Origin of the sequence: Vibrio hepatarius, assembly GCF_011806575.1 — a bacterium.
Taxonomy (GTDB): domain Bacteria; phylum Pseudomonadota; class Gammaproteobacteria; order Enterobacterales; family Vibrionaceae; genus Vibrio; species Vibrio hepatarius_A.
Map to the genome: position 1 here is coordinate 1 of NZ_JAATOO010000020.1, position 18,581 is coordinate 18,581.

The window sequence follows — 18,581 nt, forward strand, 5'->3', positions numbered from 1 at the left end:
ATAAAGTAATAGACAACCTAGATGACCTAGAAGCATTTCTACTCAGCGTAGAGAGCGGCTTATTGGGTTTACAAAACGTCGCGGGCGTCGCAATGGCAACGCAAAACTCAACTGGTCGCCACTTTGTTGCAGTGCTTGACGACAAACATCAACTGCTACTTGGCCACTGGGTGACAGAAGAAGTCTTCAATACTGGTCAAGAACTGGTGCGCAACGGCCCAAAACGCCCACATTAACAAAAAAGCCAGCACTCTAACGTGCTGGCTTTCTTATTTTAGTGCCGCCATTTTCCGTAGAAACATTAACGCGCTTCTAACGGATAAGAACGGTAACTCCACATACCATACGTTCTCAGTGCATCACGGTAGATACCTAATACTTCGCTGTCGCTCGCTTCTTTTAACTCTTCAAGAGGCTTATCTGGGTAAGCAACAGTATCGAACGTAATGCCTTGTGGACCAGTTTGCCAACTTGCGATTTCAAACAGAGTTTGGCCACGTCGAACGTGACTGGCGGAACTGATAATGGTGGCGTGGTCGATATTGTGTCGCGCCAGTGCATAGCTACTGAATAACGCATTACCCACGGTGCTGGTTGCGTAGTTTTCTTCGATGATGCGGTCGGCGCTGACGCCTTTTGCGATCAACCAGTCTGCCATCAGTTTGCCTTCAGTTTTGTGATTCTTCGGCACCCCCCCAGTCAGAACAATCACCGCATCTTGGTCGGCTTTTGCCATCTTCAAGGTGGTTTCTAAACGCTGTACTAAGATATCGTGCATTGAACCGTCTGGGTTAAGCGCATAACCTAGCGTAACGATAGCGCGGTTGCCTGAGGTGGTGTTTTCTGCCTTATCTTTTAGCGGCGTTGCTATTACGCGGTCAACGGTAGCAAAGATCCTTTTCAAGTCGGCCTCGCGCCCGGGATTGAGTTTCGCCAGCGCTTGCATGTGCTTGGCTGAACTCGCGTCGTCACCTTTGAAACGAGTCCACACCGCTAGGTAAGAATGAAGATCGACATCATCCGGCGCGACAGACAGAGCTTGATTAAACAGTTCAATCGCTTTATCAACATTCTTGTTGTAGATCTGTGCATTGGCGGCAGAGATCAGCAAATCGGTACGGTAAGGTTCTAATTCATAAGCCTCCAGCAAACGACTGGTCACGATCTCCATATTGCTTGGCATTTTCGCGGTAAAACCCGCGTGCGAAATACGTGATGGCGATTTAAAAGCAGTCAACGCGTCTTGTAACAGTTGATCGACCACTTGGCGCTTAGTTACAAATTGCGAGTACTCCACCGACGACTGGATGGTTGAATGGTTATCAGCTAGTGAATACATAGGGGCAGATAGTGCGATAACACTACCCAAAGCGATGGCAATTATATTTTTCTTCATTGGTCTAATTTCCTAATACGGACAAGCAAGTGAATCATTCGATTATAAATTTCACCTGTGAAGAATATGTGACTTCAATCCCATGCATATTAGACTCACTGAAAAGTTGAGTAAATTCGTGACAATGAGCCCAGCAAAAATAAGGCGTTAGCACGCAAAAAGCCCTCCAGCGGAGGGCTTTGTCAGACAGCCTTTGCTTTATCGAACAATCAGGCCAAGAATGATACCGACAGCGCCGAAGTCTGCGTCACTGAAGGTGGTGTTCGCGTAACCTAAATCACCCAGTACTGGCATTAGGAACACTGGCAGGAAGGTGATCAAAAGACCTTGAGCAAATGCCCCTAAGATTGCGCCTCGGCGACCACCTGTCGCGTTACCAAATACACCCGCAGCTGCGCCGACGAAGAAGTGTGGTACAACGCCAGGGATAATTACCGTCAAGCCCATCATGTAAAGCAAGCCCATACCTACTAAGCCTGCCGCAAAGCTCGATAAGAAACCAACCAATACCGCGTTTGGTGCGTAAGGGAACACAACTGGGCAGTCTAGTGCCGGTTTTGCATTTGGAACCAGCTTATCTGAAATACCTTTAAATGCAGGTACGATTTCCGCGATAACCATACGTACACCTTGCAAGATGACGTACACACCAGCAGCAAAACTGATGGATTGCATGAGTGCGAACATAAACCAGTGTTTACCACCGCTGACTTCACGGACAAAGTCACCACCAGCGAACAGGCAAGTCACAATAAAGATGATGCTCATGGTAAACGAAATTGCGACTGGCGTATCACGCAAGAACAACAAGCTCTTTGGTACGTCCATATCTTCGGTAGAGTGCTCTTTGTTACCCAGTTTGCTACCGATTGCACCCGCTAAAACATAAGACAAAGTGGAAAAGTGACCAATCGCAACATCATCCGAACCTGTGACTTGCTTCATGTACTTGTTCGCCATCGCTGGGAACAGCACCATAACAATGCCCACAGTAATAGAGCCTACCGCAATCAATGACACACCTGACATGCCGCTTGATGCAAGAATTGCCGCCACCATCATCGACATAAACAGCGTGTGGTGGCCAGTCAGGAAGATATATTTCCATGGCGTAAGTCGTGCGATAGCGATATTGACTAACATCGCAAACAACATGATCATGGCCATCTCTTTACCAAACGATTTTTGTGCGATAGAAACGATCGCTTCGTTGTTTGGAACGACACCAGAGATGCCAAACGCTTCTTGGAAAATCGTCGCGAAATCACCCAAAGACGACACAACCAGACCAGCACCAGCGCCAAGGATGACAAAACCCATTATGGTTTTTACAGTGCCTTTAATCACCTCGGTGATAGGCTTTTGCTGCGCAACCAAACCGATCAACGCAATCAAACCAACCAAAACAGCTGGCTCGGACAACACATCCTGCATTAAGAAGTTAAAGAACTCCATTGCCTACCTCCTTTATAGTGCGCCCAACTCTTTTAGCGCTGCTGTTAAGCTCTCTTTCATCGCCGCTTTATCAACCATGTTTTTCAGCGAAACAATTTTGCCGTCTACACCTTGTGCGACGAGCTGTTCGGTAATGTCACTCGTGCCGACAAAAATGTCGCAGTCGGTCCCTTTCGCAGAACCCAAATCGCAGTGATCGACCGAAGCGTCAACGTTGAGTTCTTTTAAAATGTTTTTAATGCTCATTTCCATCATTAGGCTTGTTCCTAGCCCATGACCACAGACAACCATAACTTTCATAATGCTCTACCTTTTTACCGTTCTTGTTCGTATTAACTGACTTGTTTTAGTACTTTTCTATAATGTTGCGAATCGCCGCTACATCCGTCGCTTCGCAGATTTTCTGCACATGCTCTTCGTTCATAAACAGCTCGGCCAATTGTGCAATTGCGTTAACATGGCTACTGCTATCAGTTGCGGCGAGTGTCACCAGCAAACGAACCGGGTCGTTTTCATCCGCGTCAAAATTCACTCCGTTACGGATCACAGTGAGGCTCAACGCCAATCGATTCACTCCGTCTTCCGGTCGTGCATGAGGCATGGCGATACCAGGACCAACCACATAGTACGGCCCCATTTCAGCGTGCGAGCGAAAAATCGCTTGAACATAACTCGAATCAATTGCGCCATTCGCAATCAGAGGCTCACAAGCGAGTTCAATCGCGTTTTGCCAGCCGTCGGCAGATTCGTGAATACGAATAACGTCTGTGCTTAATAGTTCTTTTAGCAATGTCTGGCTCCTCTTCTACGTTTACCTCGTTATCAGCTGGTGCAATAGTAACCAGTCGAGTTATACGTTTTTGTGATTAAAATCTCATTTGATAGCGCTACCTGATAGCGCTATCAATAGTTGTGATAACGCTATCATTATTATTGGCTGGATTGATGATTTTGTGTGATAGCGCTATCATTTTTATGAGCAGTAGATAATCTAACCGTTTGGAATACGCATAAGTTGAGATATTTTTGAAGATGACTTTGCAGCGACACTCAAGCGAACCGAAGATCTCGCCGAGTTGATTTTGATAAGTAACCAGTCACTTATCCATAGTTATACTCAGACGGTGTTAGATGCTGAATGATGCTGTTAGAACGAGAAAAAACAGTTACATAGAGCACATTGCAAGTGCCTAACTCTCGCGTTGATAGCAAATTATGATAGCGTTATCATGATTGCCTTATGTAATGTTGTACCACTGAATTATCTGGAGTCCTGATGTCTGAACCGCGTAAACGTCGTAGCACTGGCCGAGTTACACTCGCCGAAGTCGCAAAGCTTGCTGGCGTGGGAACAATGACGGTTTCTCGAGCACTGAGAACACCCGATCAGGTTTCAGACAAATTAAGAGAACAGATCCAAAAAGCGGTTGATGAATTAGGTTATATCCCAAACAAAGCCGCTGGTGCGTTAGCTTCCGGGCAAAGCTATTCGGTCGCAGTGTTGTTGCCGTCTTTGAAAGAGAAAGCCTGTACCGATTTTATGGGTTCATTTCAGCAGCAGATGAACAAAAAAGGCTATCAACTGCTGTTGGGTTACACCAACTACTCTTCCGACCAAGAAGAAGAGCTACTGCAAACCCTGATTGCGAGTAGTCCAGCGGCTATCGTTTTGTTCGGCAGCGAGCACTCAGACAAAACACTGCAAACCTTACAAAGTGCCAGAGTTCCGGTGATGGAAATCGCCGAACTGAATTCAGATTCAACCTATTTGAATGTCGGCGTAGATCATGGCGAGATCGGCAAAGTCATGACCGACTTTCTGATCGATCACGACTTTAAGAACATTGGATTTATCGGCGCTCGCGGCAATCACTCTATTTTGCGTAAACAGCTGCGCGGCTGGCAAAATGGCATGCTTAAAGGCTACCTTCCACCTGACCATTTCTACACAACGCATGATGGTCCTAGCCTTGAGTTTGGCGCTGAAGGTGTGGCTAAGTTGCTGCTGCGTGAACAGAATTTAGACGCGATTATCTGTAGCCATGAAGAAATCGCGATTGGTGCGATGTTTGAATGCCAGCGCCGAGCGATCAAGCTGCCGGACGAACTGACCATTGTTTGTCTGGATGGCTCGCAACTGTGTGAAAAGTGTCACCCTCCGCTCACCGCAATTCATATTAACTACGAAAAAATGGGTATCGAAGCGGCAGAGCAATTAATTTCAGCAATTAATAATCAAGAAGAAGTATTTGAATCGACCAATATTGGCTTTACGCTTCGCCAAGCTTAGTTAATTAATAATCTTTATTAACATTTAAATATCATAATAAGCCAATAAAGTTATAATGAGATTAACTTTAAGTTGGCTTATTTATTAACATATAAAACAAAGAGCAGATATATTATTTCTTAAACTATAAGAAATGATATATCTGCTCTTCTTAATATTTAAAGTGGCAGATTAAATCACCTGCCACTTTAATTTATGCAAGTTATGCTTGAGGTGGAGTACCTTCGCCGTTAGAAACAACCGCGTCGATCTGTACTGATGCGCCCATTGGCAGAGCCGCAACACCCACTACCGTTCTTGCTGGTAGGTCACCGCTGAAGAAGCTTGGGTACACTTCGTTGATTGCATCGATATCGGCCATATCGGTTACGTGGATGTTCACTTTCACCAAGTCATCCATTACGTGGTTGATGCTTTCAACAATCGCTTTAATGTTGTTTAGACACTGAGCCGCTTGCTCTTTTGCACCGCTAGCCACAAGTGCATTGCTTTGTGCTTCTAGAGGAAGTTGAGCAGCAATGTGGTTGTAGTGAGAAAACGCGACAGTTTGCGTGTACAGCGGGTTCAATGGTGCTTGATCTGTGTTGTTTGCACGAATAACAATGCCATGGCGATCTTCAACTTCCTGAGGAGGTGTACCGTCACCGTGAGAAACAACCGCGTCCATTTGAACAAGCGCGCCCATAGGCAATGCTGAAGCCGCAACAACCGTACGTGCTGGAACGTAAGCCACCGTTCTAGCAATTGCAGAATCAGGGAAGAAGGTCATGTACACTTCGTTCACTGCTTCAACGTCAGCTAGGTTAGTGACGTAAATAGTCACTTTCACGATGTCGTCTAGTGGTACGTCGATGCTTTCAAGAATAGTCTTGATGTTACGTAGACACTGAGCAGATTGCTCTTTAATGCCGCCCGCAACCAGCGCGCCTGTGGTTGGATCAACAGGTAGCTGAGCAGAAACGTTGTTGTAGTGTGAGAATGCGACCGTCTGTGTAGAAAGCGCGTGAGTTGGTGCTAGCTCTGTGTTTCTAACTAACTTGATTAGGTCACAAGGCTCTTGGCAAGGCGTACCTTCACCGTTAGAAATTACCGCATCAATTTGTACTAGTGCGTCGCTCATTGGCAATGCCGCCACCGCAACAACCGTGCGAGTCGGCGCGTAGCCGTTGAAGAAAGTGGCATACACTTCGTCTACCGCTGCCATGTCTTCGATGTTTTTCAGGAAAACATTCACTTTTACGACGTCTTCCATTACATGGTCGATGCTTTCAACAATCGCTTTAAGGTTGTTCAAACATTGTTTAACTTGGTCTTTTACATCACCAACAACAATTTCACCCGTTGCTGGGTTAACCGGTAGCTGCGCAGAAATATTATTGTAGTGAGAGAATGCAACTGTCTGTGTAGAGAAAGCATTTACTGGTGCATTTTCTGTATTTCTTGAAACTTTAATGATACCGCCACTCATGAAATTCTGATCCTTATGTAGAGTAAAGAAATATTATATTTATCGTTATTTGAATAAATTCTTTTATTTATGAAGTGACGGAATAGTAAGTGAAATGGACCGGTGCAAATGTGATAAAAATCAAAATATAATTTCACTAGACTGGTTGGAAAATTCGGATAATTAATCAGTGCGCGACTAATTATCCGCATTATTGTTCTAAATTAAGCAAATGATGAATATTTAATTCTATTGATTCGTTAAACCTGAATATTCACCCACAGGGTCACCCTACGGAAGTCTGTGGTTTTTGTTCGGTTCTGATAGATTGTTCACAATAAAAACGCACAAATTGGCGCTATGTCACCTTCTAAGCGCTTGTTCAAACGATATAACTGCATAAACATTCTCTCGCTCTGATTTGCCCTTGCGCTTTCAAACCTGAAAGTGAATGTACTCGGCAGTTGCCTTGTATCAACTCACTAGTTCGCGAGAACACCATCACGCTTTACACAACTGATTACTCACATCCTGCTTGGTTTAGGTATAAATGTATCAATACCCTCATTCACTAGGACGTAAACAATGAAAAACTCGTTTGAACACTCAATGCCTAACAGCGAAGGATACTTTGGCGAATACGGTGGCAGCTTCGTACCACCTGAGTTGGAAAAAATCATGCGTGAGATAAATGAAGCGTATGAAGAATGCTGCAAAGACCCTGGTTTTCAAACTGAGTTAGCTCGCCTGTACAAGCACTTCGTCGGTCGCCCTAGCCCGATTTTCCACGCAGAAAACCTGTCCAACAAATACGGCGTTGATATCTACTTAAAGCGTGAAGACCTCAACCACACTGGCGCACACAAGATCAACCACTGCTTGGGCGAAGCGATTTTGGCGAAGAAGATGGGTAAAACCAAACTGATCGCCGAAACTGGCGCGGGTCAGCACGGTGTGGCACTGGCGACTGCAGCCGCGTTGGTTGGATTAGAGTGTGATATCTACATGGGTGAAGTCGACATTGCCAAAGAACACCCGAATGTGGTGCGTATGCGTATTCTTGGTGCCAACGTTATTCCTGCCACTCATGGACGTAAGACACTGAAAGAAGCTGTTGACGCAGCGTTTGAAGCCTATCTGAAAGACCCGATTACTCAGCTCTACGCGATTGGCTCGGTTGTTGGTCCTCACCCTTTCCCGAAAATGGTGCGAGATTTCCAATCGATCATCGGCAATGAAGCGCGCGTGCAATTTCAGGAAATGACCGGCAAGTTACCGGATAACTTGGTCGCTTGTGTTGGTGGCGGTTCAAACGCGATGGGTTTATTCAGCGCATTCTTAGAAGATGAGCAAGTGGCTATTCACGGTGTTGAGCCAGCGGGTCGTTCACTACAAACGCCAGGAGAGCACGCTGCAACCTTAACGCTTGGTGAACCTGGCGTGATGCATGGCTTTAAGTCATACATGCTGAAAGATGAACAAGGCGAGCCGCAAGAAGTGTATTCAGTCGCCAGTGGCTTAGACTACCCATCAGTTGGTCCACAGCACAGCTATCTAAAAGACTTAGGACGTGTCAACTACGGTTCTATTAGCGATGACGAAGCCATTGATGCGTTCTTTGAGTTGTCGCGCCAAGAAGGCATTATCCCAGCGATTGAATCATCACATGCCGTTGCGTACGCGTTAAAACTTGCCAAACAAGGCGTGAAAGGTTCGATTTTGATCAACCTATCAGGCGGTGGTAAAAAAGATATCGTTTTTGTGTTTGAAAATCACGCCCCAAAATAGGGGTTTGTGTTTTTAATAAAACCGCCATAAACGCATATAGCCACCTGAGTGTAGGTGGCTATATCCTTGTTAACGTTGAAGATACGCAGACTGGTGGTTACAACCTTTTTTAGAGAATCTAATAACTTTGCCGTTCAGACAGGGAATATATTCAACTTTTGGTATCGCTGGTTTCTTTTTTCATAGGGAAATCAAGCACCGCATAACGCTCTAAATTACTGACAACTCTATTCCTGCCTGTCGCTTTTGCTTTGTATAGGTTCTGGTCAGCCACTTCGAGCATTTTCTGAATGTCGTGGCCGCCATCAAACGCTGTGACACCAATACTAACGGTTACCTTTTCAACCTCTTCAAATTGGAAGTGCTCGATGCTTTTTCTCAGTTTTTCAGCGACTAATACCCCTTCTTTAAGTTCGGTATTGGGACAAACAACGATGAACTCTTCTCCCCCCCAGCGACCGATAAAATCTGTCTGTCTCACGTTATAACGTAATAGGTTTGATACTTCGACCAGAGTTTTATCACCGACTAAATGCCCATGTGAGTCATTGATGGTTTTAAAGTGGTCGATATCCAAGATCAGGACACTAAATGGTGCGGCATAACGCTGTGATCTTTTATATTCAGAATCCAGTACATGATTTAGCTTTGATCGATTGTAAAGGCCTGTGAGTACATCCTTATCGGAGATTGTTTGAAGCTTACGTTTGTCTGTAATATCTGAGGAAACGGAGATATAACCAACTTTCTGACCCTCATTATCGTAGCGAGGAGAAATATAAGTGTTTAACCAGAAGCTTTCCCCATTCCGATGTTGGTTGTGAAACTCACCTTGCCAAGTCTGTCCATCCGATATTTTTTGCCACATCTCAACAAAATCACTAGGCTCTGTACTATCATGTTGAAATATTGAACTCGGGCGTCCTACAACTTCTCCTCGTCTGTAGCCGCTCAAGTTACACATCGCATCATTTATGCGGGTAATCGTGCCAGTTAAATCAGTATCCACAATCGGAACATGCTTATCAACGATGCTGGTATAAAGCTCATGTTCAGTAGTTAATTCTGCTAACTGTTCAGAGTTTTTAGCCGGGCCATAAGCGACAGCCAAGCCTATGGGAAACGCCACGAGACTTACAATAAAAATGAATAACAAGCTTGACGTAAGTGCTTGTTGATTTGCTGTTTGGGTGAGCTTTTCAGAGGGGAATACCAGCAACCGTAACTCTTCATTGTTGCCCAAAAGCGCAGAAACATCGAGGTGTTTCATCGACTTAATCTCATTCACCGTTAGGTTCAAAACCTCTCGCGAAATAGCAAATTTGTTCAAATAGCGTGACCAGCTATACTCTTGATGATTCGAAAAAACGATATGCCCCTCTCCGTCAATTAGGTAGGCATCTAAGCCTTCATAGGACGTAAGTACATTTAGCATAAAAGTCGCATCTAAGTTGGCAGCCACCAAACCCAAAAATTCGCCTTTTTCTCCTTTTATTGCGCTGGAGACTCGCAATGTCGGCCGATAGGGAATCTCGTACACACCATATTCTTTATTCAGATCCAAATTTGAGACATAGTATTGGCCTTGCGGTAGCGGTTTGGTCGCTTGAAAGTAATAACGTCCGCTTTTGTTTTGTAAGTCTTGATAAGGCTTAACCGAATAATGTACATTTTCGTTTATGTTTGTATCAGCATTGATTTTAACCCTCTCATTTCCACTCGCATCCAAGAAGCGCAGTTGGTAGATTGACGAGTTAGTTTGTATCAAGCTGAGCATGAACTTTTCAAGTTTGAGTAAATTGTTAGATGTTGGTAGTTCAACATACTCACTTAAAGCATCACTCGTGGCTAAAATTTCAACATTCTTCTTTAGCCCATTAATAAAAAAATTGACGGCAGTGCCTGCTCTATCGAGTTGGAAGTCTATCTTATTGTTCACATTGTGTTGGTTGTATGAATGAAACTGAAAATAACTGATAACAGATGATAGCAAGGCAATAATTAAGCCAAAGGAGAAGAAGTAATAAAAATATTTTCGGTATATTTTCGACTTGATATTTTTCATTGATCCTTCTTCTGTATCTCATAAACCCTTAAATAAAAGTATTATATCAAATGTATATTGACAAGATTAGCGGCCTGATAATCAGATATGAACCACTGAGAGCTTTGTGTAACCTCGCGCCATGCAGCATTCTGACCAATACAGACATTTTTAGTGGTTCTTGTTGTTGCCTAAACTCATTTTGGGGCAAAAAAGAGTCAGCCTGACGGTCTGACTCTTTTGAATGGAAAACTCATGGTATCGGGGAAGGATTTAGGGAGTTGTGGCAGGTTACACTCGCTTACTTTTTGGTCTGATGACCCGTCTTCTTTGCAAGCTCTTGCATCGCCTCGGCAAACGTCGTTGTCCCGCCTTTGGCTTTAACCTGTACTACTTTATACCCGATCTTTTCCAACGCTTGGCGTTCTGCTAAAACAGCTTTGTCATCTTGCTGACTACCGTGAGCAGGCTGATGAATGTAACACCCCTCTAGTTGACCATCTTCGACCAATTGGTGGTGTTTCAGTGCATCGATATCAAAATTCATAATAAATCTTTTAATTAAAAATGAAGGAGTTTCTATGGCAGGTTATATCCGCTTCAAAGGCTTCACGACACTATCTAAACCTTCAATTTTCAGAGCTAAACACAACTTGAGCAAATCACCTAACTCCCCTTCTGGCCAACCTTTCTTGTCGAACCACAGCAGGTACTCTTCAGGTAAATCAATCAATACTCGGCCAGCATACTTACCAAATGGCATCTGTATTCTTGCCAACTTAAGCAGGTTTTCTTTTTCCAACATGACGTAAATTCAATGGTCAATTTTGCCAAAGGTTACCATTAAAACCCGATTCACTGTAGCGAGTTGAGCGCTTCAACCCGCAACTTAGTTTGGCAAAGAGTCGTCATCGTTGATGATATGCGCGTATTCCACAATCACTTGATTGCCTTCGATGTAAGCATTTTGTATTTCGCCATCAACGCTCATACGACTTTTCAGGTAAACCACTTTTGGCCCTGTATCTGACTGCTCTTTTAATGATGGAAAGACGTGATTTGGTTCTAAGCGCAACAGACGGCAAAAGTGGCTGATGAACGACATATTCAGCGGTTTTTCTCCACGTAGCATTTGAGAAAATGCAAGTTGGCTCATACCGAGTTTTTTGGCGAATTCCATCTGGGTCAAACGCATTTTGGACTTTTGTGACATCCAAGTTTGATAAAGTGCGTCTCTGTCGCGTTCTGTAAATTCCATGATGATTCCTTGTATGAGTTAGTGTCGCTGATTGTCAGCCTTTTCAGACAAGATCATGTCATCAAAACGTTAGAGCAAATTAAAGGTTCGGTTGAATAAAGCGCTTATTTGCTGTGGCTTCAGCCCTTGCTAGAACCTAAATATACCAAGCCAAGTAAAAAAGCAGACACGTTATGCGTCTGCTTTTCCATTAAAGTGAATCGCTTAGAACCAGCTGGCGACCAAACGTTTAACCCAATCAAGCATTCGCTTGAAGAATCCACCCTCTTCTACATTATTTAAGGCAACCAAGTCGGTTCGCGCAACTTCCTTATCATCGACCACGTAAATTACGTCACCAACTTTATCGCCTTTGCGAATGGGTGCAGTGAGGTCACCTTGCGTTTCCAGTACCGCTTTCAGATTGGAAAGCGCGCCTTTACTCAGTGTCAGGTACACATCTTCACTTACACCAACATCAAGGTTATCTTGCTCACCCATCCACACTCGTACCTCGCTCAGCTTCTCCCCTGCTTTGGTCGGAGAGATGGTATCGAAAAACCTGAAGCCATAGCTAAGTAACTGCTTACTTTCAGATTCTCGGTTCTTGGTACTGCTCGACCCCATCACTACACTGATCAAACGCATATCACCGTTGGTCGCCGAAGTCGCCAAGCTGTACCCTGCGCCGCTGGTATAGCCGGTTTTCATTCCGTCGACATTCAGGCTGCGGTCACGCAACAAGCCATTGCGGTTGTATTGGGTAATGCCGTTGTAAGTAAATGAGAGCTCACTGTACATCGGGTAGATCTGCGGTAAATCGCGAATAATGGCTTGGCTGAGCTTGGCAATATCACGCGGCGTCGAATACAGCTCATCGCTGTCTAAGCCGTGAGGATTGGAAAATGCCGTGTTCGTTAAACCCAGTTTGCTTGACCAATTGTTCATTAAGCTGACAAACGCATCTTCACTGCCAGCAACGTGCTCTGCAATCGCTACTGCAGCATCGTTACCAGACTGAACGACGAGCCCGCGATACAGGTCATCGAGAGAGACTTGTGTACCGACTTCAATAAACATCTTCGATGAGTCTGGGAAATTCCGAGCCCAAGCACGCTGGCTGATTGTCACTTGGTCATCCAGTGCAATATTGCCTTGCTTCACTTCTTGACCAGCCACATACGCTGTCATCAACTTGGTTAAACTCGCAGGGTTGAGCTGATTATCAGCGTTCTTCTCTACTAGAACCGTTCCGGTGTTGTAGTCCATCAAGATGTAACCTTTGGCACCAATTGCCGGCGGATCAGGCACTATGACCGGAGCTGCAACTGTGGCAAAAGAAAGAACCATTAGAGATAGAGCAGTAGTAGTGTTTCTCATAGTCACGTTCAAAGGCTTCCGAGTTAAAATCGTTTACTCAGTATAATCAAGCCACAGAAGGAATCAGCGGCTTTGTAAACAATCGTTACTTTTATTGAAGATTTATCGCAAATATTAGAGCTCGGTGTTCACTCAACACTAGGGCGTGTTGACTCGCCTCACATGCGGTTTCTAAGACGAAAACAAAAAAACCAGCATCTAAGTGCTGGTTTTTACAATCTGTTCAGAAATGAGTTTACGCGGCTGATTCAACCATCTGCTTTTTCATCAACTTGTCTTTGTGAGCGAACCAAACGTATGTTGCGACAATCGAGAAGAACAAGTAAGACAGAGCAAACACAAACGGTGAGCCAATCAAACCTTGGCTTACGCCCCAACTGACACCGGCAATCGTTACGGTGATCTTAGCTAACAGGCCACAGATCAGCAGGAGCAATGCCAACTGAGGAAAACGGCTGCTTCTGAAAGCAAACCAATAACACGCACCGACGGCCATGGTAGAGATGTAAAGGCCTAGCAGAAAGGAATGAAGATGTTCAGCTGACGCAACACCCGCAGTAACCGAAATTAACAACAATATAAACAGCTTCATATTTTACCTCGACTTAAAACTGGCAAAAGCTTCCTTTCATTTTTGCAAACTCATTTTGCGGATATTTTCGCCAATCTATTACAAAGATCAAGGGCTATTTTTTGTTGTTTTCTTAAACAAACTGACAAAAGACTAAGTTGTAATATTTTTGTTAAATAAATATTTTTAAAGGGCTCTTGTACTCTTAAGCCTCAGGCGATTTTGAACAAATAGCAGTTTTTAAATGTTACAGATAAATAACATTTGAAATATTTGGAAACTTTACGTTTTTGTGATCATTGGCCATAGGGATAAAAATTCACAGTTGCATATGAGAGTTGCAACGATAGTTTTCACTTATCTAATGAGAGCAGTAAATATCGGCAAATTTAGTGTGAGCTTAGCCACTGTTCGTTTTTTTTCAGCTCGTCTAGTGATAACGCCTCTGCTACCTTTGCGTCACAAATATTTAGCCCTTAACTCTCATGCCTTCTGAGTACCGAATTAAAAAGATCGTCGAGATCGGCGATACACTTCACCGCAGTGGTTGCGCCCCGTATAAATTAGAGAAATACACGCAATTTTATGCTCGTAAGCATGGGGTCGATGTCATGATCCAAGCGACGCCAACGACGGTGAATTATCAGTTTCCTGATGACAACAATGCGGTAGTGATGAAACGCCACCAGCCACCTTCTATTAACCTCAGTTTGCTGGCCAATACCATCATCCGTATCAACCAACCCAGTCAGGAACCAGTGCCTGAACCAGTCGGGTATCCTAAGTGGGTCATCGCTTTAGCCAATATGGGCATTCCACCGGCTTACCTAATGTTGGTTGGCAGCACCTTAGATGCTATCTATATCTCTGTGTTTATGGGATTTGTGGTCTGGCTTGCGCAGCAAGTTTGCACCGCCAGACGCCGTATCGCGGTCGAATTTATTGCGGCATTGCTGACGGGCATCTTGGTCGCTTTTTTTGCCAGCACCGCCGCCAATATTCCGGTGTGGGCGTTGTGTATCGCCGCAGTGATCTTGTTTGTTCCCGGCCTGTCGATCGCCAACTCGCTTGAATGTCTAGCGTTTAACGATCTGGTTTCCGGAACAAGCCTGTTTGGGCAAAGTGCTTTGACTTTAATTAAGCTCTTCGTCGGTATCGTGATGGGACTCAACATTGGCGAGTCGATCTGGGGGCAAGCCGAAGCATCCAAATACGTCAACGAAGTACCTCTATGGTTGCACATCTTTGGACTGTTCCTGCTGTCCATTTCGCTCGGGATCATCTTCAACGCGCGTCCAAAAGACATATTGCTGGGGTTACCTGTTGCGATTCTTGGTATGTGGGGGCCGTTCTATCTCGGCTTTGAAAGCGGCTGGGTCGTTGGCACTTGGGTAACAACGGTATTAATCACACTTTATGGCACTTGGTTGGCGAAAAAGATGGAGCTGACAGGCGCCATTTACATCGTGCAAGGGATCATCATTCTCGTGCCAGGAAGCCGAGTGTTAGTCAGTGCAGGTCAGTCGGTTTTTGAACAGTCGATTCTGCCAATCCCGAGTATTGGTCTCTCTGCGCTATTTATGTTTTCAGCGATTGTCGCTGGCCAAATTACGGCTTACTCGATCTACTCGCCAAAAGTCGAGCAATAGTCTTCTCGTCTATCTATACAAAGAAAGAGCCCTATTCAAACTTCGCTTGCTGTCTAAGCGGCTTTTGAATAGGGCTCTTTCCCCTTGTGCTTCATTTTACGGCAGAAGCTGCCTTTACCTTTTTTCGCTTTTTCGACTCTCACTTTGAACAGTGGACTGGTTACCACCGCTTTTAGAGCATTGTCTTGTATTTCACCTCGCCCGACTTCCAGCGTAGCTTGGAGTGAGGAACCCTGATTGCCTTTATGACGCTTATGCTTAGGCATGAATATTCTCCAAATCAAATATTTACGATCGACTCTACAATGCGCTAATTGCAAACGAAAAGATATAGATACGTTTATCAATAGAGCATTGTGACAAATATTACACTATTTATAGTTTGATAGGTATTATTTTAGAAACTGTACCTAGCGCAAGTTTCTCAGAAAAATCTCACTTCTAGGGTTCCAAATCAACTTATTTTGATTGACTTAGCATCACTTAGCTTTAAACTGGATTGCAGCTAGAAAACGGTACTTGTTTATCTCCGCCGTTTCGTTGGATTTCTTGTATCTCTTCCGTAACGTCGTGCGCAATAGCAATCTCCTTTTCCACGCTATAGTTGCCGTCATGGCTTTTACAAGATTCATCAAGGATACACATTATGTCTAACACTGTTACTGGTACAGTTAAATGGTTCAACGAAACTAAAGGATTCGGTTTCATCAAACAAGAAAACGGTCCAGACGTTTTCGCTCACTTCTCAGCAATCGAAGGTGACGGTTTCCGTACTCTTGCTGAAGGTCAAAAAGTTGAGTTTGTTATCACTCAAGGCCAAAAAGGCCCACAAGCTGAACACATCAAAGCTGTTTAACTTGTAGTGAAATAAGATTTACAATAGCCAGCACATTTGCTGGCTATTTTTATATCTGATATGGCACTAAAACCAACGATTTACAAATTTCGTCTCTCGATTTCTGACACCAACCGAGACATTTACGATTCCGCGCAATTAACCATTGCCCAACACCCTTCTGAAACGGTGCCTCGAATGATGGCACGTATTTTAGCTTTTTGCGTTAAATACCAACCTGACTTAGTGTTTACTAAAGGTCTGTCGACCATCGAAGAACCTGACCTGTGGGTCAAATCTCTTGACGATCAAATCCTGCATTGGATTGAAATCGGTGAACCTACCTTAGACCGCATAAAAAAATCGACCCGATTGTCCCCAAGTGTGGATGTCTTCTGTTTCAACACTAAAGCGGATGTATGGTGGGAGCAGACAAAAAACAAGGCTCACCAATACAACGCCAATATTTATCGCTTTAACTGGGACGCTATCGAAGCACTGTCGCAAGTGGTTGAACGTGGCATGGACTTGTCGGTGATGATCACGGGTGACAGCCTATTTATCGACTGCGCACAAGGCTCGTTTGAAGTTCAGTTAGAGACGCTGTACTCCAATGAGTAATGCGTTAGAGCTAGCGCTAAAGGCGATCAAAGCCGACCTGTTGCTTGAGTCACAACCCTTCGAGACGCAATGGGACCTGTTTTGTGAGCAGTACGAGCCGCTGTTTAAACACGTGACATGCAGCAAACCGCAAAACGCACCCACTCATCACTTACTTGGTATTTTGACTAAGGCCCACATTGACTCGCAATCAATGTTGCAGACACACCTAAATTCCGTGAAGAAGATGGAGCAAGTGTTTGAAGAAAACTTGGGCAAAGAGAAAGCGGGTCTGTTTGAGAACCAAAGTTTGGCTGGGTTAGTGTTTGTCACGCACCTTTGGCTTTATCTACAGGGTTATCTCAAGATGGATTTCAGCCTCGCTAATGACCATGCGCAGCAGACATCGACAACGGTGCATTCACTGACAGAGCAAGACATCAATATGTTGAGAACCGAGTTTATGGCTAGCTTTTATCTGGGTAATCAACTCTCGCCAGTCACTCAAAGTGCTCACCCGATCGTCAAATGGATACGCTCTTTGTTCGGCGAATAAGCCAGCGGTAAAAAGAACAAAGGCTTCCAAATGGAAGCCTTTTTGATGATTAAAGATAAGTATGTGGGCCAAACACTTCGTAGTGAATGCGATCACGACCTACCGCTAGGCTTTCCAACTGCTTGACGATGCTCTCCATAAACGCCACCGGACCACAAACATAAAAGTCTGCATTCGTGATCGGCAACTCGTCCGCAATCAGTGACAGATTCATCTGACCAGTAAAATCGGCCTGCTCATCTAGGTACCACGCAAACTGTTGCCAACCTTGCTGCTCAATCAATTGCGCGGTTTCTTGTTTAAAGGTGTGTTGCTGCGCGTTGTTACACGCGTACAGATAACTCACCTCTTTCTTACCCGCATCCGCTAGAGTATGAAGCATTGACTGGATTGGCGTTGCGCCGACACCCGCAGAGATCAATACCGCTGGCTTGTCGCTTTCTTGATAGTAAAAATCACCGGCTGGTGCGTACAAGGTCACCACGTCACCTTGCGACATTTCGTTGTGTAGGAAGTTAGACACCAAGCCATCGTGATCGCCAACTTCGCGTTTAACTGAAATGCGGTAGTTTTTACCGTTCGGCTTGTGTGACAAAGAGTATTGGCGAATCTCAACATGGTCACCCTTGGTTGGCTTTACTTCGATACCGATGTACTGACCAGGGTTGTAACCAAGCACAGGCTCGCCGTCGACAGGTTCAAGCACAAAACTGGTGACATACTCAGATTCAGGCTTTTTCTCGGCAATTCTAAATGCACGGCCATTTTCCCAGCCACCATTGGCTTGCTTGCGCTCTTGGTAAAGGGTTTCTTCGCGCTCGATAAAGACTTGCGCCAAGAATAGGTATGCAGCTGTCCACGCTTCTTCCACTTCGGCAGTGAATGCGTCACTCGCCAACTCACGAAGCGTCTCAATTAAATGGTGACCGACGATTTGGTAATGCTCGGCCTTGATGTTAAAACTGGTGTGCTTATGTGCAATACGCTCAACCGCAGCGGTTAATGCGGCTAAGTTCTCGATGTTTTTTGCGTACGCCGCCACCGCTTCAAATAACGCCACACTCTGACGCCCCGTTTTCTGGTGCGTCATATTAAAGATATCTTTTAACTCAGGGTTGTGAGTAAACATACGCTGGTAGAAATGTTGCGTCAGCGCAGGGCCCGCGCTTTCTAGCAACGGAATCGTACTTTTAACAACTTCGATGTGTTGATTGTTGAGCATGGAAATCTCCTCGTTGGGCTTTAATCATTGTAGTAGTAATAATTTTTTTCTCGCTGCTGATAGAGCACGATTGATGCCAACTCGTCTTCGCCCAATAGAACCAGCACTTAC

Annotated in this window: 20 protein-coding genes; 7 read left to right on the forward strand and 13 right to left on the reverse strand. The window is 44.7% G+C overall.

Going from position 1 to position 18,581, the window contains the following annotated elements:
- A partial coding sequence (locus HCZ42_RS15325) for a hypothetical protein (protein ID WP_167421523.1) occupies positions 1-236 on the forward strand: 236 nt, incomplete at its 5' end.
- Positions 237-301: 65 nt separating this feature from the next.
- Here the strand turns inward: HCZ42_RS15325 and HCZ42_RS15330 are convergent.
- From HCZ42_RS15330 to HCZ42_RS15345, 4 genes are all read right to left on the reverse strand, one after another.
- Positions 302-1,396, reverse strand: a complete 1,095-nt coding sequence (locus HCZ42_RS15330; protein ID WP_167421524.1) for a YdcF family protein — start codon at positions 1,394-1,396, stop codon at positions 302-304.
- 198 nt (positions 1,397-1,594) lie between these two features.
- Positions 1,595-2,851 carry a PTS ascorbate transporter subunit IIC gene (locus tag HCZ42_RS15335; RefSeq protein WP_167421525.1) on the reverse strand — a complete coding sequence of 419 codons (1,257 nt, stop codon included), beginning with the start codon at positions 2,849-2,851 and terminating at the stop codon, positions 1,595-1,597.
- 12 nt (positions 2,852-2,863) lie between these two features.
- Positions 2,864-3,151, reverse strand: a complete 288-nt coding sequence (locus HCZ42_RS15340; protein ID WP_167421526.1) for a PTS sugar transporter subunit IIB — start codon at positions 3,149-3,151, stop codon at positions 2,864-2,866.
- A 46-nt stretch (positions 3,152-3,197) separates the two neighbouring features.
- Positions 3,198-3,641: a PTS sugar transporter subunit IIA gene (locus HCZ42_RS15345; protein WP_167421527.1), complete on the reverse strand. Its 444-nt coding sequence runs from the start codon at positions 3,639-3,641 to the stop codon at positions 3,198-3,200.
- Positions 3,642-4,127: 486 nt separating this feature from the next.
- Here HCZ42_RS15345 and HCZ42_RS15350 point away from each other — a divergent pair, with 486 nt between their 5' ends.
- Positions 4,128-5,141 carry a LacI family DNA-binding transcriptional regulator gene (locus tag HCZ42_RS15350; RefSeq protein ID WP_167421528.1) on the forward strand — a complete coding sequence of 338 codons (1,014 nt, stop codon included), beginning with the start codon at positions 4,128-4,130 and terminating at the stop codon, positions 5,139-5,141.
- 202 nt (positions 5,142-5,343) lie between these two features.
- Here the strand turns inward: HCZ42_RS15350 and HCZ42_RS15355 are convergent, their stop codons facing one another.
- Positions 5,344-6,609 carry a RidA family protein gene (locus HCZ42_RS15355; protein WP_167421529.1) on the reverse strand — a complete coding sequence of 422 codons (1,266 nt, stop codon included), beginning with the start codon at positions 6,607-6,609 and terminating at the stop codon, positions 5,344-5,346.
- A gap of 564 nt (positions 6,610-7,173) precedes the next feature.
- Here HCZ42_RS15355 and trpB point away from each other — a divergent pair.
- Entirely contained in the window at positions 7,174-8,376 is a 1,203-nt protein-coding gene (gene trpB, locus HCZ42_RS15360; RefSeq protein ID WP_167421530.1) for a tryptophan synthase subunit beta, read from the forward strand.
- Positions 8,377-8,527: 151 nt separating this feature from the next.
- Here the strand turns inward: trpB and HCZ42_RS15365 are convergent, their stop codons facing one another.
- The 6 genes from HCZ42_RS15365 to HCZ42_RS15390 form a co-directional block, all read right to left on the reverse strand.
- Positions 8,528-10,441 carry a diguanylate cyclase gene (locus HCZ42_RS15365; protein ID WP_167421531.1) on the reverse strand — a complete coding sequence of 638 codons (1,914 nt, stop codon included), beginning with the start codon at positions 10,439-10,441 and terminating at the stop codon, positions 8,528-8,530.
- 280 nt (positions 10,442-10,721) lie between these two features.
- A complete protein-coding gene (locus tag HCZ42_RS15370) occupies positions 10,722-10,967 on the reverse strand; it encodes a hypothetical protein (protein WP_167421532.1) in 246 nt (81 codons plus the stop codon).
- A gap of 42 nt (positions 10,968-11,009) precedes the next feature.
- Entirely contained in the window at positions 11,010-11,225 is a 216-nt protein-coding gene (locus HCZ42_RS15375) for a DUF3820 family protein (protein ID WP_053407293.1), read from the reverse strand.
- A gap of 84 nt (positions 11,226-11,309) precedes the next feature.
- A complete protein-coding gene (locus HCZ42_RS15380) occupies positions 11,310-11,678 on the reverse strand; it encodes a helix-turn-helix domain-containing protein (protein ID WP_167421533.1) in 369 nt (122 codons plus the stop codon).
- 204 nt (positions 11,679-11,882) lie between these two features.
- Positions 11,883-13,037: a D-alanyl-D-alanine carboxypeptidase family protein gene (locus HCZ42_RS15385; RefSeq protein WP_167421534.1), complete on the reverse strand. Its 1,155-nt coding sequence runs from the start codon at positions 13,035-13,037 to the stop codon at positions 11,883-11,885.
- A 235-nt stretch (positions 13,038-13,272) separates the two neighbouring features.
- A complete protein-coding gene (locus HCZ42_RS15390) occupies positions 13,273-13,629 on the reverse strand; it encodes an NADH:ubiquinone oxidoreductase (protein WP_167421535.1) in 357 nt (118 codons plus the stop codon).
- Between the two features lie 464 nt (positions 13,630-14,093).
- Here HCZ42_RS15390 and HCZ42_RS15395 point away from each other — a divergent pair, with 464 nt between their 5' ends.
- The gene (locus tag HCZ42_RS15395) at positions 14,094-15,257 is read left to right on the forward strand and encodes a threonine/serine exporter family protein (RefSeq protein ID WP_167421536.1); all 1,164 of its coding nucleotides are present in this window, start codon (positions 14,094-14,096) and stop codon (positions 15,255-15,257) included.
- Between the two features lie 53 nt (positions 15,258-15,310).
- Here the strand turns inward: HCZ42_RS15395 and HCZ42_RS15400 are convergent, their stop codons facing one another.
- Complete coding sequence (locus tag HCZ42_RS15400; protein ID WP_053407289.1) at positions 15,311-15,523, reverse strand: alternative ribosome-rescue factor A; 213 nt, start codon at positions 15,521-15,523, stop codon at positions 15,311-15,313.
- Positions 15,524-15,903: 380 nt separating this feature from the next.
- On the opposite strand from HCZ42_RS15400, the gene HCZ42_RS15405 reads away from it, so the two are divergent.
- Genes HCZ42_RS15405 through HCZ42_RS15415 form a run of 3 tightly spaced genes read left to right on the forward strand, consistent with a single transcriptional unit; the run spans position 15,904 to position 17,248 of the window.
- The gene (locus HCZ42_RS15405) at positions 15,904-16,113 is read left to right on the forward strand and encodes a cold-shock protein (protein WP_053394505.1); all 210 of its coding nucleotides are present in this window, start codon (positions 15,904-15,906) and stop codon (positions 16,111-16,113) included.
- Between the two features lie 60 nt (positions 16,114-16,173).
- On the forward strand, positions 16,174-16,713 hold the full coding sequence (locus HCZ42_RS15410; RefSeq protein ID WP_167421537.1) for a YaeQ family protein: 540 nt from the start codon (positions 16,174-16,176) through the stop codon (positions 16,711-16,713).
- Positions 16,706-17,248 carry a hypothetical protein gene (locus HCZ42_RS15415; RefSeq protein WP_167421538.1) on the forward strand — a complete coding sequence of 181 codons (543 nt, stop codon included), beginning with the start codon at positions 16,706-16,708 and terminating at the stop codon, positions 17,246-17,248. The genes HCZ42_RS15410 and HCZ42_RS15415 overlap by 8 nt, the downstream gene beginning before the upstream one ends.
- 49 nt (positions 17,249-17,297) lie before the next feature.
- Here HCZ42_RS15415 and hmpA read toward each other — a convergent pair whose 3' ends face one another.
- Complete coding sequence (hmpA, locus tag HCZ42_RS15420) at positions 17,298-18,470, reverse strand: NO-inducible flavohemoprotein (protein WP_167421539.1); 1,173 nt, start codon at positions 18,468-18,470, stop codon at positions 17,298-17,300.
- Positions 18,471-18,581 lie beyond the last annotated feature (111 nt).

Excerpts from the sequence above, each read along its gene's own strand:
- HCZ42_RS15370 (WP_167421532.1), bottom strand. The coding sequence starts at position 10,967 with ATGAATTTTGATATCGATGCACTGAAACACCACCAATTGGTCGAAGAT.
- HCZ42_RS15375 (WP_053407293.1), bottom strand. The coding sequence starts at position 11,225 with ATGTTGGAAAAAGAAAACCTGCTTAAGTTGGCAAGAATACAGATGCCA.
- HCZ42_RS15365 (WP_167421531.1), bottom strand. The coding sequence starts at position 10,441 with ATGAAAAATATCAAGTCGAAAATATACCGAAAATATTTTTATTACTTC.
- HCZ42_RS15350 (WP_167421528.1), top strand. The coding sequence starts at position 4,128 with ATGTCTGAACCGCGTAAACGTCGTAGCACTGGCCGAGTTACACTCGCC.
- HCZ42_RS15330 (WP_167421524.1), bottom strand. The coding sequence starts at position 1,396 with ATGAAGAAAAATATAATTGCCATCGCTTTGGGTAGTGTTATCGCACTA.
- HCZ42_RS15410 (WP_167421537.1), top strand. The coding sequence starts at position 16,174 with ATGGCACTAAAACCAACGATTTACAAATTTCGTCTCTCGATTTCTGAC.
- HCZ42_RS15415 (WP_167421538.1), top strand. The coding sequence starts at position 16,706 with ATGAGTAATGCGTTAGAGCTAGCGCTAAAGGCGATCAAAGCCGACCTG.
- HCZ42_RS15400 (WP_053407289.1), bottom strand. The coding sequence starts at position 15,523 with ATGCCTAAGCATAAGCGTCATAAAGGCAATCAGGGTTCCTCACTCCAA.
- hmpA (WP_167421539.1), bottom strand. The coding sequence starts at position 18,470 with ATGCTCAACAATCAACACATCGAAGTTGTTAAAAGTACGATTCCGTTG.
- HCZ42_RS15380 (WP_167421533.1), bottom strand. The coding sequence starts at position 11,678 with ATGGAATTTACAGAACGCGACAGAGACGCACTTTATCAAACTTGGATG.
- trpB (WP_167421530.1), top strand. The coding sequence starts at position 7,174 with ATGAAAAACTCGTTTGAACACTCAATGCCTAACAGCGAAGGATACTTT.
- HCZ42_RS15390 (WP_167421535.1), bottom strand. The coding sequence starts at position 13,629 with ATGAAGCTGTTTATATTGTTGTTAATTTCGGTTACTGCGGGTGTTGCG.
- HCZ42_RS15395 (WP_167421536.1), top strand. The coding sequence starts at position 14,094 with ATGCCTTCTGAGTACCGAATTAAAAAGATCGTCGAGATCGGCGATACA.
- HCZ42_RS15385 (WP_167421534.1), bottom strand. The coding sequence starts at position 13,037 with ATGAGAAACACTACTACTGCTCTATCTCTAATGGTTCTTTCTTTTGCC.
- HCZ42_RS15340 (WP_167421526.1), bottom strand. The coding sequence starts at position 3,151 with ATGAAAGTTATGGTTGTCTGTGGTCATGGGCTAGGAACAAGCCTAATG.
- HCZ42_RS15405 (WP_053394505.1), top strand. The coding sequence starts at position 15,904 with ATGTCTAACACTGTTACTGGTACAGTTAAATGGTTCAACGAAACTAAA.
- HCZ42_RS15355 (WP_167421529.1), bottom strand. The coding sequence starts at position 6,609 with ATGAGTGGCGGTATCATTAAAGTTTCAAGAAATACAGAAAATGCACCA.
- HCZ42_RS15335 (WP_167421525.1), bottom strand. The coding sequence starts at position 2,851 with ATGGAGTTCTTTAACTTCTTAATGCAGGATGTGTTGTCCGAGCCAGCT.